The following is a 17,933-nucleotide window of genomic DNA, read 5'->3' as shown; positions in this document are numbered from 1 at the left end:
CGCATATAACTCATCTCCCTATTCCAACTACTCAAAAGTAATCGAACAACCTTTATCATCTTTATAGGATGTTATCATTTGCATGGCGAATTTTAGCATTTCAACGACAACAACCTATTGATTCTCAGAATGTAAAATATATTAATTCTATGTAATTTCTATATCAATAAATCATAAATAAGGCTTTTACCCCGCAGCTATTCATTCGTTGATTGGAGCCTCGATCACTCCCAGGTATCTGCCCATCCAATACGGAAACAGCCAAATGTCTCCGGCACTGTTTTCTGCAGTACCGTCACTGCCACCATCCAATATGAAACGGTTTGCATTGTGGCGTGAAATCTTCAGCTCGTCGGGCGGTAGCACCTCCTCGGTTGTTTGATTCCGGAAATTTGGCGGTAGTGGTGCGATATCCTGGCGATGGCTGTTGTGCATGGTCCATTGAATAAGATCCAGGGGATATTCTTTGAGGTACCAGATTGCTTCGTCCCGATCGAAGTGGTCCGTCCCTGTGATGGCAGTGAAGATATTCCAGGCACCTTCTTTTTCGGGACGCTCCGCTTCCCAGTGATCCAGTATGGCATCTTTGTACTGTGCCTTCAGCGTATCGTTGAATGCATAGCGGTATAAGCCCCAATACCCTGCGAAATACATTTCATCGTCGGAATGGTTCCACGCACCGGAAAGCATCCGACTCCAATCGTCGGCATGCTCAGCAGCTTTTCCAATTTCGTCCATGGGGCGAAGCAGGTTTTCGAGGTATCCGTGGTTTTCCATCAGGTCAAATGCTTTCTCCTTGTATATGGGCTTACCTGTAAAATGATACGCAGTCTGCAACATCGCAATGATATTGGAAGCGTTCAGTTTCCGGTCTCCTACATTGGTGGGGAAAGCGTTGACATACTCCGGATTCCATCGCCCCCAGGTTGTCGGCTTCCCATCATAGTCAACCAGGTAAAGGTCGTTTTTGACGATATGTCCCATCAGCGTATCAATTAACCGGATCGCTTTTTCGCGTGTTTCCCGATGGTCGACTAATTCGGCGACCACGCCAAAGGCAAAGATATGTCCGATGGCTTCGTCGCTGCTAGTCGTCGCTTTCCAATACCAATCGGGGTGCTCCGCTAATTGCCAGCGTTCGGGGTCGGAAAGCATCGGACGGGTATCGCCGCTGCCACGGCGTTCGAACGAACGTGCCGGAAACCCCGGCACGGGGTTAACATCATACAAACGGGCCATGGCATCCAGTGACTCCATGCAGATATCCAGCGCCTGTTGTTCGCCGGTAGTGGCGTAGCGAAAAGCCTCTGCCGCCAGATACAGGGACGTCCAAAGGCCGTCGTTGTCGGAATCCCCCAGGTAACCTGTGCTTACATCGCCGCCGGTCATGCCGGTCAGCGTTGCATTGAATCCGTTGCGGATGTGCCGTTCCCTTACCTGCCGTTCGTAGTACATGGCTTTATCAAGCAGCGTCATCGGTTTGAAATGTATACTGGCGAGCCCACTTTGGGTCAACAATAAAACCGACTGACCGGCACCTCGTGCGATATCCGTCACCAGATCGTCCGGCAGCCATCGTTTACCCGCGTAGTAATCAATTTTCCCATCCTCCCGTACCGCAAATGCACCTCGGTCGGTGCCAAACCAATAGGTTCCATCGATTACCCTGACAACGCCAATATCGGTCCACGGCAGCTGCCTATTTAACCCTCCCTTGACTTGTCTCTCTTCCAGACTGTACTTGAAATACCCGTCGGATGTGCCGACGACCAATTGGTTGTTACGCGCGTCCACATCAGCGGATGTAAACCCACTGCCGCCGTGCATTTTCTCCAATTGGTGGGTTACTGCGGAAAACCGGTATATACTTTCAGGGGTTAACACGAAGAAAAATGTGTGATCGGAAGGATGACTGATCAATTGCAGCACCTTGCCTCCGGGCACCTCCCCTTTCCACTTCACGGCGTTGTCGTCGATGAAATGAACCTGTTCGCCGTCGGTTACCAAAAATTCCAAACTGTCGTTGACCGCGAATGCGGTGGGGTTTGCCAGTTGATGTTCGATGGATAGCCTCCCCGACCAAGCGTTGCTGAAGATAACGTGGCTATCCAGGTAGATGAGTTGGCCCTTGCATACTGCCATGTCAACAAGGTGCTTGGCCGACATAAATCGATAGGAATGATCCGCTACAATATGCCCTGGATATAAAAAATGCCCGTTGGAAGGCTGTTTCAGTCCATCCACCGCCAATACCTGCACTTTTCCTTCCCGGTCGGTGTGCACCCGCCGGAATATTCCCTGTTGGCCTTCGTCCGCCAGATACTTCACGCTGTAATCCTGTGTAAACACCGTATCCGCATAGGAAAAAGCGGCTGTGGAGGCATGATTACTGCACGCACCGGCAAACAACGTTAAGGAAAGAATACCTAATAAATTTAGTTTCATCGTATGTGGTTTTGGATGAGATTTACGGTTTGACAGTAACATATTTGATGGCTTTTTCCTCACCATGGAGGTGATAGGAATAACTCATATGGAGCAATCCGTCACTTCCCTGTATCAGCGATGGATATGAATAGCGTCCTCGTTTAGAAACATCGTATTCGATGGGTAGCTTCACGGGCCATGTTTTTCCCTGGTCATCGGAAAAATAAAGGCTCAACCGATACCGTCCATCGTCCACATCGTTGCCTAGCATGGCCCAACGGCCATCGTCAAGCACGAGCACGTCGACACTTGCGCCGTTGGGAATGTCAGACTTATGCGCGGCCGTCCAGCTCCACCCACCATCTGTTGATTCGCTGACCTGGACGCGCGCCGGCGCATCGCCGCTGTCCCGCATGTAAGCTACCAGTGTACCATCGGTGCGCTGCGCTAGCGCCGGCTGGATGGGGCCACGCCCCACAATGGGTAGACTGGGCTTCCAGGAATGACCGCCATCTTCCGAGATGGCTAGCATGGAAAAATTGAATCCATCCGAATAGAGTGGTAACAGAATCCGATGCGCTAATACAAGGGGTTTAATCCGTGTCATCCAACCGATACTCCGTTTTCCGGGGTCTTTCGCTGCCTCTATTGTAAGCTCATCATATTTCGGCGCATAGGCCGACCAACCGTGATGCAAGGGTGGTAATTCACGGAACCTGTTGACCGCCTCTTCTACAAAACGTTCATCCGGCTTCAGCAGGATATTATCCTGCCATTGCCATTCCGGCGCCCCGGCTTTCCCAAATGCTGTGGTAGACCGCACCCGGAGAATGGAATGCTCCCACTGGTTAGCCAACACCGCTATCCACACCAGAAATAGCTTCCCTTCCGCCATAAACAAAACCGGGTTACAGTCAGGCAGGTGCGGGGTATCTGCCAATTCAAAGGGTGTACTCCATTTTTTAGTTCCCTTTTTCAAACGTGCCCCCATGATCCGGACATCGTCAGCCGTCCGCTCCCCGCTTCCCTGGAACCAGGCCAGCAGAAAATCTCCATCGGGCAGTTCCACCACACTGCTTCCGTGTACATGCTGCGCCTGCAGCGGAAATACGAGAACCGAATCCACTAGCTCAGGATGTCGGACCGTCTCCGATTTTGCCACGATCAACAAAAACAAAAAAACACAGGTCAATAGTTGCTTCTTCATGATTCAATTTAGGGTTATCGGTTAGTTATTTAGTCAACTCAAAGCGATCCAGAACAGTCCCTTCAGCATCCTTACATATAAATGATAGTCGACGGCCATCTAGCTGAACATGCTGATAAAGATACCCTTTTTTAAATACCTTCTCTCCGTAAGGTTCCGCTGGTGAGTCGTCATTTTTGCCTCGTGTGCTAACAGACATCACGTACTTTGTGCCGTTACCTTCCGGTTCCACCGGCTGGCTACCCTTCATGGGGCGGGTACGTAGGTAATAATGGAAATGTCCATTCATCACCATGTCCACACCATACTTGTCAAATAGTGGTACCCAGCTTTTGACGATATCGGGATACGGCTCTTCTAAGGTATAGGGTGGAAAGTGAAAAACAACGAACTTCCAGGTCGCGTCTGTTTTGGACAACTGGGACTCAATCCAAGCGGCCTGCTGCGACACCGAAAAACTAACGACGTCTATCATTAAAAACAAGGCGTGTTTATACCGGAATGCATAGGTAAAGCCGGTCGGCAGTCCGTCGGGACCGTTTTCCGGATAGGATAGTAATTCACGAAACATTCCTGCACCCAGCCCATCCTGGCTGTCATGATTGCCGGGAACAGCCATTAAGGGCTTTTCCCGAAAAATCCCTCCTGAATATGCGAACAGCGCATCCCAATCGTCGCGATGCAGGCCGGTATTAACGAGGTCTCCCACAGAAAGGTAAAAATCCGTTTGCGGGTGTGCTACATCGGCATCCTGCGCAAGCTTTCCCCACATCGGGTCGTTGTGTATATCGCCAAACCACGTAAATGCAAACGTATCGACAGCATCCGGTGTCGTGAACGTGGCGGTTTCTCCGGTAACGGCTCCATGTCCAACCCGATACTGATAAACAGTGCCAGGCTGCAGGGAATCAAGTTGCACACGGAATCGGCTTACATATCGATCGTTGCGCAGCATGCGGTCTTCCAGCAATGTTCCATCCACATCAACCCGTACGGTATCTTCCGCTCCCGGCTGCCAGTACTTGATCCATCCGTGCTGTACATCGGGCGTGCATCGCCATTGAACCGTCATACCGTGTTTTGCATCGTCAGGCAGGGTAAGGATTACCTGGTCTGGTATGGCCGTTGATGGAAATTCGGTTCTTCTGAAAGCACCGATTAAATGCGCTTCACGGGCACGTCCGCGTATGGTAGGCAACAAGAGCTGTCCACTCAGGGTCTGCGGCACTTCGGTGAGTACAAGCTCGTCCCAATCGTGGTAGGTAAATGCGCCCGTATCCAACACCGTGATGGCTTGCTTCTGGGGTATAATCGGAGTAATGTTGACTTTTTTTCCAGAATGTTGAGGAGCCACTCCGACGAAATAAACCGGACGGTGTTTATCGAACCCATTTATTCCAAGCCCGATCTCGCCGGCCGGAAAACTCTTCTGCCATACCTCATACGTGTATAGTTCATTCCGGACGGTATACCCGGTTTTTTCAAAACCACGCTCAACCAGCCAAAAAGGTACCGACGCCTGCGCGCTATCGCGCATCAGGGAAACAACTACGGGAACGTCCACCCGAAACCGCCAGTAGTTCTCCGCGAGCGCTGTGCGCTCTTCAGGGTCCACGAATTTCAACACTAGATTTTCATCCAAGACATTGATCAGCCGCGCATCCCATTGCGCATAAATGCGCGTTACCAAGCTATCCATCACGCGTTGTACGGTGACATCTTGTTGCCGATGCTCGCGTGTGCAGCCGGTCATCAAAATCACGCTCCACGACAAGCACCTGGCAATTTGCCTCACTTTCCGCGCTATGTTGTCCAAACTCATCATACCATTCATCAATTGCCTATCCATACGAATTATCTCATCTTCCGCTACGTACTACTAACCGACTGCTAATAGTTGATAACTACATCAATTCAAAAAAAACGAATGGCTGTCCGATACAAAGACGCGGGTACTTTGGGTATATAGTTCGCCATTGGCATCGCGGTATTTCAGATCCACATAAAAGGCTTTGTAGCCGGAATCCGGCAGCATCTCTTTTACACTGAATTTTCGTTTGTGGGCAATCGGAAGGTCACGGCTTGTCCATGTTTCATCCCGAAAATCCTGATCGTCCGATGAAGCACTCCAAACAACCGCTCCTTCAAGCTTCGGCTTCGTTGCCTTGATCTTCAGTTCCAGTGCATCTTCTTTCTCCACGGTCTTATAATCGGTCATCGGATAAGGTTTGTGCTGCAGCGTGAAGCTCCAGAAAGATGACAACGCCTGAAATGCCTGTTCTTTGTTGCCCAAGTCGTGCCCTTCATTAGGCACGTAGTGGATATAGTAACGGCCGGGTATACTATCAATATAATGCTTTACCGCGTCAATAACCCAATATTGATCATTCGTACCCATAAATAACATCTTTGGCTTGTCAAGCAATTTCCGATACGAATAGGGATCGATCATCTGTGCCAACGTATGGCCACGGTCACTTTCAATGTCCTGCACAAGGCCAAGGGCCACATAATCTTGTATCTGCGGACTGTAATCGTGCCATACATCGATCTGGTAATTAAGGTTGACGGGCATGTTCAGGATGTCGATGACCATGGGAGCCAACGCCTCCACCCGATCATCCTGCGAGGCTGTCAGCCAGGTGGTCCACCCGCGTTTGGACAAGCCGGAAACAACAAACCGCCTTACCGGTCTGGAAGAGCGGCCAGCCACGATTTCCTGTACAGCATCCATACCACGCACAGCACTTTTAACCATAGGAAATAGCAACGGCCATGAAAAATCGCCGTCTTCCTGAAATTGATGGAGTGTATAGGATATCAACTCGTCTTCAACCAGGCCTCCGTATAGCGGTTGGTTGGGCACCTGCCGGATGACAGCGGCCACCGCCTTGTTTTCCTCAGCTATCCGCGCCATGCCCTGTATGAGACCGTCCTTCGCCAGGCTGTGCCATTCAGGCATATCGGGATCTTCTTTCTGCATACGGCCACTGCTGATGAAAAGTAATCCACCATCGTAGGTTACTTCGTTGGGAATGATGACATTTAACTGGTGTCTCCACGTGTGCTCCCGCCAGCGCTGCGACGTAAGCAATACCTGGAAAATTGTTCCCTTGTCATACACCAGGCTATCCTTGATTTCCCATGTATAGGTCGGGTCGCCGTTATCCAGGTAACTTTGAAGTGCTGTCTCGGGTGTAATAGCGGCTTGTTGACTAAAACCGGCCGCGACTACGGACCAGACCAGGAAAAATACTAAAAAAACTTTTCCGATGACACGTTTTAATGTGTGAGCGTGCAGAGAAGTCATATTGATACAACGCATGGTGCAATCGATTTATTCAGGTGCTAAGTTAATTGCCGTATGTTACTTCAAGTTTAAGTGGTTAATACCACTGTCATCCTTCATTTGTTCTTTCTTACGGTTCAACGCTCAAAAATACCGGAGAATTCGCCTACTATTCTATAAAAAGTTGCCGAGAGATTATAGCATCTTATCTTAAGATTACAACCGCTGCGGATCCAGCACCACATGTTTTACAGACCTCCTGTTATACGTATAGGTGATATGTACCATTCCGTCGGCTGACTGGATGACGGCTGGGTAGGCATAACCATCTTCAATGGGTTCATTTTCCAGTGTCATTACCGGTTTCCATGTATTTCCATCATCTGACAATGCCACATTCAGGATATTCCTATCCTTGGGCTCTTCGCCCCGCTTTGTGGAATGATTGTATACCAGCAATTGCCTTCCATCCTGTAAGGTCACAGCGTCCGTTCCCGAATTTGGATTGGGCAATTCCATAGCCGTCATTTTACTCCATGTCCGTCCTTGATCTTCGGACCAGCTTTGCACCAATACATCCTGACGGCTACGGCAAACCACCTGCAATTTACCATCCGGATAGGTTAGAATACTGGGTTGAATGGCGTCAAATTCCAGGCCGTCGTTAATCGGTCCAACCACCTCCCAGGTATGTCCAAGGTCTTTGCTGATTTCGAAGTAAACACGCCAATCCTGGTCTTCACCGTCGTTCTTCGGATACTCGATACTCGTCGGATTAATAATCGTCCCATCTGCCAATTGAATCGGCTTGTTTTTGACGGGTCCGAGGAGATGTCCCACTTTTGGATCCTCGCCCAATTTCCGCGGCTCCGACCATGTATTTCCATTATCTTTCGATGTGATCACCATGCCCCACCAGGTTTGCGGGCTGGGCCCCACCTTATAGAACAGCATAAGATCTCCACCTTCGGGTTGAAACAGCACCGGGTTCCAACAGGGATACCGCAGCGTATCATTCTGTACACCGTCTGCCACCTCTTCCGGCCAGGTCCACTTGCCGTCTACCATACGGGACACCCAAATTCCCACATCGGGATGGCTTTCGTAAGTGCCCGCAAAAAAGGACGCAACCAACCCATCGGGCGTTTCAACAATTGTCGATGCATGGCATTCGGGGGTAGGTTTGTTATCCAAGGGATAAAGGAGTTCGCCGCTTACATATGCTGCGTCCGTACTATCGGCTTTAGGTGGTAAATTGACGTGTCCGGCAACGCCGTTGGGTGGTGAACATTCCAGGCAAAAAATGGCTAGAAGGGGTAAAAAGATGCTTGTTTGCTTCTTCATGTCTATTTTGGTTATGTTTACAATGTTTGCTGTACTTTTTCGCGAAAACCTTCAATCCGGTGAAATGTCAGGAAGTTCGCATCGTGGTTGTTGTTTGCAGCCTCTTTCCCGTCGTCGTAAGCCGTCCGGCTGACCACGATCATGTCTTCGCCTTCGATGAGCCAGTCAACATACTGAAAACCGTGGTTAATTACATCGGGATGTTGCAGGACCAGCTCATGGATTTGCCAGTTAAGCAAATCGTCCGAGCTCATGAGCGCAAGCGTATTCCGGAAGCTTGCAGCATTTCTCTTTGGATACTGCTTCCGGAACACGTCGGGAATGCTATTGCTGAGCGTCCAATACCGGCCGGACTTATCGTCAAAACGGATGGCAAACTTCTTACTGCCGCCGGGGAAAGGTACGAAACCGGTCGCTGGATCGAACGAAGCCACCTTCCCATCGGCACTGATCCTGACCATTGCCGCCTTTTCTTCATGCGTGGTGCGATCGTCTACCCGAAGGATATCCACTATGCCACCATCCGGCGTCACAACGGCATTCCCTTCCAGCCAACCGGTAAAATTCCCATTCAGATAAGTCGAGTCATACGGTAGTGAATTGCTGGTAGTCCAACTACTGGCTTTCAGCAAATTGGCATCAACGGGCGCCGACATCATCATGGCGCCATAGCGCTTACCCCATTCCAAAATGGGGCCATGCGCAGTCTCCATCCCGCGCCATAAGCGCCCGTTATGTTCGATCACGGGCATGGGAGCACAATGGAACATGCCTTTTAGCAGCAGCCCGTCTTCTGTGCCGGTTGGATGGGTCCATGTATCTCCCCCATCGTCCGACCGACGGATCAATACCGTACCGTGGTGCCGGTCGGGTCCAAGCAGATACAATGCACCGCGGTTAACAAATAAGCTGGACCAGAATGCACCCCGGATTTCGCTGACCCGCCGCCATGTTTTTCCGTTGTCAGAAGAGCGGTAAACATGCGTCATGGCCTGCACAAATTCTGAACTAGTAGGCCCGAAAAGATCATGGGATGCAACGTAATCGCCATTCGGTAAAATGGCAATACTTGGTGACCCAATGTATTGGTGCGTGGAGGCGGGTTGATGGGCAATAATCGTACCCCTTATACCAGTCAACACCATCCTGTTTTGCGATATCGACGGAACAATCCACCCAAAATTTACCACTAATAACCACAAAAGTCTTTTCATAATCCTGTTCATTGGTCCTGCATCAAAAATATCAAATGATTCGGATGATTCGTGCAAATTATCAGATAATAGCGGAAATAGAATCAGGTTCTCCAGCATGCTGCGTATCGCCCAGCATACTTCTGATGTGTTTCATATCGGACGCCAACCGCTGACTAAACAGTGCAACATCGGAACTGTGCATAATGATATTAGCACCCTGCTGCCCCCATTTCACCTGCCTGTCGGGCTCCAAAGAAAAATGAATACCCACCGATATACCGTTGGAACGGCATAGCCGAATGATATGAGCAACTGCCTTCTCAAAATCGGGATGGTCGTATTCTTCCGGCAACCCCATGCTGACAGACAGGTCATGCGGCCCAATGAAAACCGCATCCAGCCCCTTAACAGCCAACAGGCGCTCCAAATTGTTTAATGCAGGGACACTCTCTATATTGGCTATTGCTACATTTCCGCTGTTATATGCGGCTAAATACGTTTTAAGCGAGTCAGGCAAGGTATCCGGCCTCATCCTATACTGTTCTAATAAGACTCCCTTCAATGGTCGATATTTCAATGCATAGACCAACGAGTCTATTTGTTCTTCCTTTTCCAGGTAGGGGGCAATAACCCCCTGGGCTCCGGCATCCACGGCCTGGCCAGCCAGTGTCTCGTCAGCGGTCGCAATCCGCACGATCGGCGCAATTCCCAGTGCCCGATAACCGTGGCATAAATAGGCTAGCTGAGATCTGTCCAACGGGATATGTTCCGTATCCAGAAATACAAAGTCAAGGCCTGCTTTGTTCAGCATCGCCGGCCATTGGGGATTACATACCGTTACACAGGTTCCATATACCTGGGTCCCGGTCTTGATTTTATGATAAAAGCCATTCGTGTCCATAACCAATTAATTGCTTGTTTTCTTTTTTAACCATAATTCAGCGACCTGCAATCCGCGTTCGCCCGGTTTACATATCCATTGAAAGGTCACTTTTCCGTCCGATGTCGCAGCTTTCGGTACTTCAAATTCATATACGTCACTTCCCGTAACCAATTGATAACCGTGCACCGGCAGCCCGTCCGCATACAACGATATATGGGATTTAAACCGCCCGGTATAGGCTATTTTCACCAAATAATCCGCAGTGGTATCCAGCTCCATATAGTCAATAACTAATGGGTAATCATACAGAACTGTTGCCTGCTTCATCCATGCTTTGGGTTCTGCTGCTCTTTCCGAAGGCCCTTTTACCTTGATGTTAAAGCCATGGCTCGCCGACCGCAAATTCCCCGGGTCGGACAACCATCCCTTTCCTTTCGCCACCCGGTGCCACGACCCAGCTTCTGAAAAATTATCGTATATCCCCCAAGGACCAGGATCTGTCCGTTGCAAAACAGCGGCTAACTGCTTTGTTTTTTCGGCACTGGAGGAATGGGACAGCAGCGCCTCGAGTTGCGGCAACAGCCAGGGAGCGTCATTTAATGGCATATCGATGTGATCAATGAAGTTACCTCGCTCTTCGTATCCGTGGTGACGGGCAACCGTCAACTGCGTGCCGATGCTTTCATAGAGCGAATCTGCTAGCTCCAGACACCGTTGCCGCCAATCCAAGCAAACCGATTGCCGCGTTCCCTGCTTCAACAAGGCAATTGCCTCCACAAGCGCGTTGTCCACTGTCTCCTGTTTCGTATTTTTTAAGACGTCCAATGCCTGCTGTTCCAGGTAGGTCTCCCATGTCAACCTCCGTTGGGTATACGCATCGAAATAGGCACGTATCAATCCCATCTGAAAACGGGGATTCGACGTTTTCCCCGCCGGAGAATGTACTTCCAGATAACGCCATTGGTCCAATGTGCGGATGATTCCGTCGTTAATCAACGGTGAGCCGCGGAGGTTATCCTCCAATCCCAGAATCGCATGGACAAAGGGTTCGACATGCAGCGGATCTAAAAACAGCCGAGCGTAATCGCGCAGGGTTTCTACCACCGGTGTTGACGAATCCCAATCCTGGTCGGACCAAACGAACTTATTTACATCGTCATTTGTTCCTTCGGAATAAGTAATGCCGCCGATGGCGTATGGCTCAAATAGGTTATGAATATGCTTAAATTCACGTGGACGGGGATTGATGCTCTCCCGGCCCAATGTTAACGCCCAGGTTAAATCAAAATCCGGAACCGGATATTGACAACTGATATTATGGGTGATATCCGGATAGCGACGAATCGGGATTTCCGGAGAAAGCCGGTCCCTGATTTCATCGATCGGCATGCTTACCCACGGACCGAAAACAATCCCTCCCAACCATTCAGCGTGTTGGTTTGCATGTTCAAAAAACATGGCGTACTGTCGGTCCGTATTGAACGACTGAGGAGAAATCCATATTTTGCTATCCGGGTGATATTTAGCGAGCACTTGGGCTACCTGTCCGACCCAACGGAATAGCGTATCCACTTCCAGGTTCCCCGGATCTCCCCCCGGTACAAACAATGCGTCGAGCCGCGGTAACGCTGCAAACACCTGTTCCCGCTCAGCCAGTTCGGATTGAATGCCGGCCGGACTGCGATAATCTTCTCCCACATTGGGATACCACATGCTGACATCCAACCCGTAACTGTCGCAAATTCTCGATAACTCGACCATCATCTGTGTCGGTGACAGCTTCATGAGCATATGCGTCGGATCATCGTCCGTACGGGGCGGTACCAGCTCGATGGTGTTCACGCCGAAGAGCGCCAAGTCCCGGATATACTGATCAAACTGATCAACAGAAAATGCATCGTATGCATTATTTTTAGGTCGATACCCCAATTGATGACCGCGGACGAGGTTTTTAGGCGTCGTGGTCAGCGAAAACCCCTTCGGAAACCAAATCGATTTAGGCGTGATCGTCGCCTTTCGCAGCAATTTCCCGACGCCATATAACAATCCTCTTGCATCTTTTCCCATCACAACAACAGACTGGTATTGGTCTAATGCAACCAACCGGTATCCTTCGGCTCCGATCGGTTCCAGCTGCCCCACGGCTTCCTGCACCAGCTGAGGCAACCTTTTCGTATCCGATTCGAGTGCTAAGATAATGCTAGGCCTTTTTCCAAGTTCCCGGGAAGACAGCATCGGAAGGTCAATGCCACTCCGCTTGGCGATCTCTTCCCGTAAGACCGATTGCGTCCGCAGTAACTCCTGTTTATCCGCGACGAAATTGCAGATACCGCCGGCAGACAAGTCAATATACGACGGTTCAGCCGCCCGGGCGAAAACCGCATAGGCTGTCAGTATAGCCCACAGCCCTGCGAATATTAGGACTTTTTCTAACCGCATCGCTACCAAGGTTTGGAAGTTTCCTGCAACAGCCACATTTTGGCATAGGGATGATCTTTGGTCTGACCCTCGGGCACATAATCTGTCGCTTCCAGCCTGCCAACGGCTTCGTTATAGTTAACTACGTAGTTCGGGTCCAAATTGGGCGTCGGATACATAAATCGGATTGGCAACCGTGGACCATACTGCGCAACCGGGCCTGTCTTCAGATCTGGAAAACCCGTACGACGCCAGTCAAACCAACTGTCTACCCGTAGCCATGCTGCCACCCATTTCTGCTCCATGATCCGCTTGTGGGGATCGGCAGCTGCATTAAGGTCGATGCTTGGCTGACTGTAAAATTTCTCGAAATTAAACGAAGGTGCTGCCGATACTCCCCAACGCTCCATAGACGCAGCGATTCCCGACCGATAATATTGCGCGGCACTCCCCTCCACACCGGAACCTCCCGCTAAGGCGGCCTCTGCTAGGATAAACGCTACTTCATCATACGTCATCAGTTCCATGCGCAGAAGCGCATCGGTATTTTCGCGGTACCGGGGATGTAACATGGAAATATAAGGACTGCGTTCCGAATGATAAACTTCCTGATCGTTCCCCTTGTTATAGTTCATGGCCACCGTGTTGGCCAAGCCAACCGGCAAGCCGACATATAACGAAGTATCCACCGTGTAATTTTGCGGCGCAGGCCGGAATTGGACGGAAAAGCTTTCTCCGTATATATTAGTCACTGTCGAATCTCTAATCGTACCGACATGGGAATCCCATTTTTGAAGAACCGGCGAAACCCATCGATGTAACCGCGGATCGTTTGTCTGAAGCAATAAACTGACCAGCGGTTGGGCAGGCTTATAGCCATAGGGTGGGTTAGCGGAATTCAAACTTCCTCCTTCTGCTGAATTTTCAGCCGTTAAACCCAAAAATTCGATGTTGGCATTGTCACTGTTACCAGCAAAAGCTTTCGGTGCAGCGCTACGCATTTCTTCCGCAATGTCTACACCTAACCCGGCCATTTCTGATGCCTTGAGACTTAGCCGCCACGCATAGCGGACACGCAACGAATTCACAAATTTCTGCCATTTCGCCGGATTCCCTTGGTAAATCAGGTCCGACGTCGGATTCACGATATCGCCATCCCCCAAACTGGCGAGCAGGTTATCCGCTTCGCGCAAGTCGGTTAAGACACCGGCGTAAACCACACGCTGCTCATCATAGGCGGGAAAAAAAATTCCTTTTTCGGCCTGCAATGCGGACGTAAAAGGGATGTCGCCGTATAGGTCTGTTAATAACCCGAATACAAAAGCACGCATCGTCAGTGAAATAGCCCTGAAAAAGTGGTTATTGTCTTCCAATGAATTGTCATAAATCAATTGATTGTTTCGCAGGATATCGTAATAACCATTCCACGAAGCCGGCTTCCAACCATAATAGTTCACCTCATCAGCCCGGAAATTCGTCCCGACCTGAATATATTGCATCGTGCCAGAAACAATCGAACCCGGCACTGTCAACTGATAATAGTTGGTCGCCGTTTTGGTGAGCACATAAGACAGCAGGTAATTGGATGAAACTTCCTCCGCACGGTTTGGATTCACATTCACTTCGTCGAAGTTTTCGCAGGATATACATACAAATAAGCTAACCAACAAAGCGGTAGCGATGACACCAATTCTTTTCATATCACCTAGTTTAAAAATTGACAGTTAATTTTAACCCGAAGGATGCCGTCCAGGGCATCACGTTGTAATATTCAACCCCCTGTATCCATCCTGCTGCCGATTGCCTATATGCACGTTCGGGATCAATATCGATACCGGCAGCATTCCATTGAAAGACATTATTGGCCACAAACGAAACTGAAGTCTGCTGCAACCTCAACCGGCTTGAAAATGATTGGGGCAATCGGTAAGTCAGGGCAATTTCCCGTAATTTAACGTATGTAGCGCTATAGAGATTACGATCGGGGAATGGCCGGGTTGAATACCGATAGGCATTGAACGGATCTAACCAAACTGTGGTGGCACCGCCCAGGTTTTCAACGTAAGAAGAGTGGCCATTTTCATCGATTACTTCTCGCACGCCAATATTGAAGCTCGCATCCTGTTTCCTTACCTCGCTTTCAGCACCCGGCCACGGCAGGCCGCCATAATCGGCGTTTCTTCCCCCTATCCATTTTCCAAAATAGGCTTCCGGACTTGCTTTAACCTGTTCTTCAATACCCCGTGAACGATCGTAAGAAGCACCAGATAGCGTTTCTTCCAATTGGCCATTGTTTCCTAAAAACATCATGGTATTGGAATAAAACATCCCACCCTGCCGCCAGTCTATGTTTGCATACAAACTGAACGATTTATAGGTGAACGATGGTTGAAAAGAGAGCATGAAGTCGTGATTGAAATTTCCGATCTTCACTAAGTTGCTGATATCGTTGTCCGTTTGGTAAACCCCCGAGTTGGTCAGCAGCGGGTATCCGTAATAGGGAGAGTTTTTATCCTTGACGGTCAACATAGGCCGCATGTACATGTCTCCGATACCCCCACCCGCATAGGTCCGGACTTCCAGACCGCTGTAAGAGGTGAAATTAAAATATTCAATTCCTTCGGCCAATTCTTCGATAACCGTTCGATTGCGCGTAAACGTCACATTCATGTCCCACCTAAAATTCCGGTTCTGTATCGGTGTGCCGCTTAGCCGTGCCTCAATTCCCCGGCTACGCACCAACCCTGCGTTAATCAGCTTGCTTCCCGCGCCAGACTCGATCGGCAATCCGATAGACAAGACCTGATTTTTGTTATTGACGGTATAATAAGTAGCTTCAAACCCGAGACGGTTGCCGAGAAACTGAAATTCCAAACCCGCCTCATGGGAAGTTGATATCTCTGGTTCAAGTGTGGCATTCCGCAATTCATTGCCCATGTACAACCTTTTGGCCGATCCCCAATCGGAATCGTTGGAATAAGTAGCCCGGAGGCTGTACGGTTCAACGTCGTTACCGACCTGTGCCGAGCCCGCTCTCAATTTGAGGAAAGTTAGCCAATCGGGAAGCGCCACTAGTTCGTGAAGCAAAAAGCTAAGCGAAGCCGACGGATAAAAATAAGACCGATTGTTGCTTGGAAGGGTACTTGACCAATCGTTCCGGGCGGTTAGATCCAGGTAGATTTTGTCCGCAAATCCCACCGACGCGGTACCATAGACACCATATAATAATTTCCTTGATTTGAAACTGTCATACACAACGGTTCCGGGAGCGCCGTTGGATATGGAATACAGGTCCGGAATCACAAGCTCTGATGTATAATTATTCATTATCTGTACCTGTCGTTCCATGCGATTGAAACCAGCCATCGCATTGATGCTCCAGATCGAAGCAAATTCCTTTTTATACGACAGGGTTGCGTCGATGTTGTCTTCTTTACGATAATTATCATCCAATTGATAACTGCCTTTCAGGTTGTTGAAATTACTGTAGGCACGCTTCGCTTCCTGATTCTCGTTCGTTTCATCACGTGCATAACGTACCAAAAAAGCGAAGTCGTCGGAAATCGTATAATCAAGTTGCAATTTGCTTACCGTACGGTTACGCTTAAATGAGGTCGGATTTTCGTAAGCCAGAAAATACGGATTGTTTTGCTTGTCCTTGTATTTCAATTGCTGGATTCCTTCCATACCCGGAATCCAATAATTCACTAAATCTAAAATGTTTACCTGGGCTCCCGTCTCGTAAAGACTTCTGACGGGAGAATTCCGTTCTCCGTCGATTACCGGACGGTTGTCTGAACCGGATTCGGTAATACCGAAATTCGCCGTAGCTCGTAACCGGTCGGTTAGACGATACGAGGTATTCAAAGCCAACGTAACCCGTGAAAGATCGGTATTTGGTATGATGCCTTTGTTTTCCATGTTACCGACAGATAAACGAAAATTTCCCTTATCGTAACTACCGTCGACCGCAACATTGTTGGTAGACGTCAAACCGGTTTGAAAAAAGTCTTGAAATCGATCGGGATAGGAAACCAGGGGTACGGCCTGGCCATTGCTATTCCATTGTACCCATTGTTCACCCGCGTCCAATTCAGCGCCCCAATTCTCATTTTCACTTTCTTCCAAAAGATGAGCTCCCGCTTTTCCGTTGCCGAATTTATTTTGTACGGGCACATAACGATAAGGGACTTCTGCCGTCAACGCGGCACTTAACGACACACCGATACCGCGTTTTGACCCGGCTCCAGACTTTGTCGTAATCAATACCACCCCATTTCCCGCCCTCGACCCATAAAGTGCTGCGGCACTCGGGCCTTTCAGCACCGACACGTTTTCAATATCGTTAGGATTGATATCGGATATCGCATTGCCCATATCGGCACCGCTGAATCCATTGTTCAGTTGGTTACTCACTGGTACCCCATCGATTACAAACAGGGGTTGATTATCACCATTCAATGAGTTGGCTCCCCGGATGACCATGTTGACAGAAGAACCCGCGGTTCCATCCATTTGGGAAATCTGTACGCCAGCTACTTTTCCCGACAAGGCATTCAATACGTTCGCCTGGGGAGTTTCATTAAGCGCCTCACCATCCACATTTCCTACGGAATATCCCAACGATTTACGTTCCCTTTTAATACCCAGCGCCGTTACAACGACCTCGTCCAAAGACGCATCGCTTTTAACCAACCGAAAGTCCAGTTCCGTTTGTCCTCCAAGAGGCTGTTCCTGTTTTTGATAACCTAAAAAGGTAACCGAAATTTTTTCAGGTGTCACGTGGACAACTAGGGAATACCGGCCATTTTCATCTGATGTAGTGCTCACCGTACTTCCAACAACCGAAACGGTTGCACCAGATAGCGGCTCGCCACTGGCAGCATCAGTTACCTGCCCTTTAACCGTCAACTGTTGTGCCCAAGCGTGCTGTGCATAATTCAGACCAACCAACAAGAAAATGAATTTTGCAAAAGTTTGTATCATAAAATCAAAAGATTAATATAAACTGGTTAACAATCGGCACTAGCCGGGAGTCAATGAAGCAAAGGTAAATCAAGCAGTACAGTCACTTCTATAAAAAATTGGCGCAGTATTGTAGGATTTTATCGAAAAATTTAAATCAATCCACAAAACGCAAGACACTCATGATCTGATACTTATAAAAAA

General features: G+C 49.2%; 10 protein-coding genes. All 10 read right to left on the bottom strand.

Going from position 1 to position 17,933, the window contains the following annotated elements; translation table 11 throughout:
- Positions 1-201 precede the first annotated feature (201 nt).
- A complete protein-coding gene (locus tag BMZ56_RS19395) occupies positions 202-2,445 on the bottom strand; it encodes a hypothetical protein (protein WP_090629580.1) in 2,244 nt (747 codons plus the stop codon).
- Positions 2,446-2,467: 22 nt separating this feature from the next.
- Positions 2,468-3,634: a sialidase family protein gene (locus BMZ56_RS19390; protein ID WP_090629579.1), complete on the bottom strand. Its 1,167-nt coding sequence runs from the start codon at positions 3,632-3,634 to the stop codon at positions 2,468-2,470.
- Positions 3,635-3,659: 25 nt separating this feature from the next.
- Positions 3,660-5,483 (bottom strand): purple acid phosphatase family protein, encoded by a 1,824-nt coding sequence (locus BMZ56_RS19385; RefSeq protein ID WP_218146619.1) that lies wholly within the window; start codon positions 5,481-5,483, stop codon positions 3,660-3,662.
- A gap of 60 nt (positions 5,484-5,543) precedes the next feature.
- Positions 5,544-6,959, bottom strand: coding sequence for a PhoPQ-activated pathogenicity-related family protein (locus tag BMZ56_RS19380; protein ID WP_218146618.1), 1,416 nt, complete (start codon positions 6,957-6,959; stop codon positions 5,544-5,546).
- Between the two features lie 180 nt (positions 6,960-7,139).
- Positions 7,140-8,267 carry a sialidase family protein gene (locus tag BMZ56_RS19375; protein WP_090629572.1) on the bottom strand — a complete coding sequence of 376 codons (1,128 nt, stop codon included), beginning with the start codon at positions 8,265-8,267 and terminating at the stop codon, positions 7,140-7,142.
- Between the two features lie 17 nt (positions 8,268-8,284).
- Entirely contained in the window at positions 8,285-9,481 is a 1,197-nt protein-coding gene (locus tag BMZ56_RS19370) for a sialidase family protein (protein ID WP_245893311.1), read from the bottom strand.
- Between the two features lie 61 nt (positions 9,482-9,542).
- A complete protein-coding gene (locus BMZ56_RS19365; RefSeq protein ID WP_090629570.1) occupies positions 9,543-10,364 on the bottom strand; it encodes an HpcH/HpaI aldolase family protein in 822 nt (273 codons plus the stop codon).
- 6 nt (positions 10,365-10,370) lie between these two features.
- Positions 10,371-12,785, bottom strand: a complete 2,415-nt coding sequence (locus BMZ56_RS19360) for a glycoside hydrolase family 20 zincin-like fold domain-containing protein (RefSeq protein ID WP_218146617.1) — start codon at positions 12,783-12,785, stop codon at positions 10,371-10,373.
- A gap of 2 nt (positions 12,786-12,787) precedes the next feature.
- Positions 12,788-14,464 carry a SusD/RagB family nutrient-binding outer membrane lipoprotein gene (locus tag BMZ56_RS19355; protein ID WP_090629568.1) on the bottom strand — a complete coding sequence of 559 codons (1,677 nt, stop codon included), beginning with the start codon at positions 14,462-14,464 and terminating at the stop codon, positions 12,788-12,790.
- A gap of 10 nt (positions 14,465-14,474) precedes the next feature.
- Complete coding sequence (locus BMZ56_RS19350) at positions 14,475-17,750, bottom strand: SusC/RagA family TonB-linked outer membrane protein (protein WP_090629565.1); 3,276 nt, start codon at positions 17,748-17,750, stop codon at positions 14,475-14,477.
- Positions 17,751-17,933: the final 183 nt, after the last annotated feature.

This window comes from Parapedobacter indicus (assembly GCF_900113765.1).
In the GTDB taxonomy this organism is placed as follows: domain Bacteria; phylum Bacteroidota; class Bacteroidia; order Sphingobacteriales; family Sphingobacteriaceae; genus Parapedobacter; species Parapedobacter indicus.
Note: the sequence above shows the minus strand (reverse complement) of the source record. Positions and strands in the feature narration are given on the sequence as shown.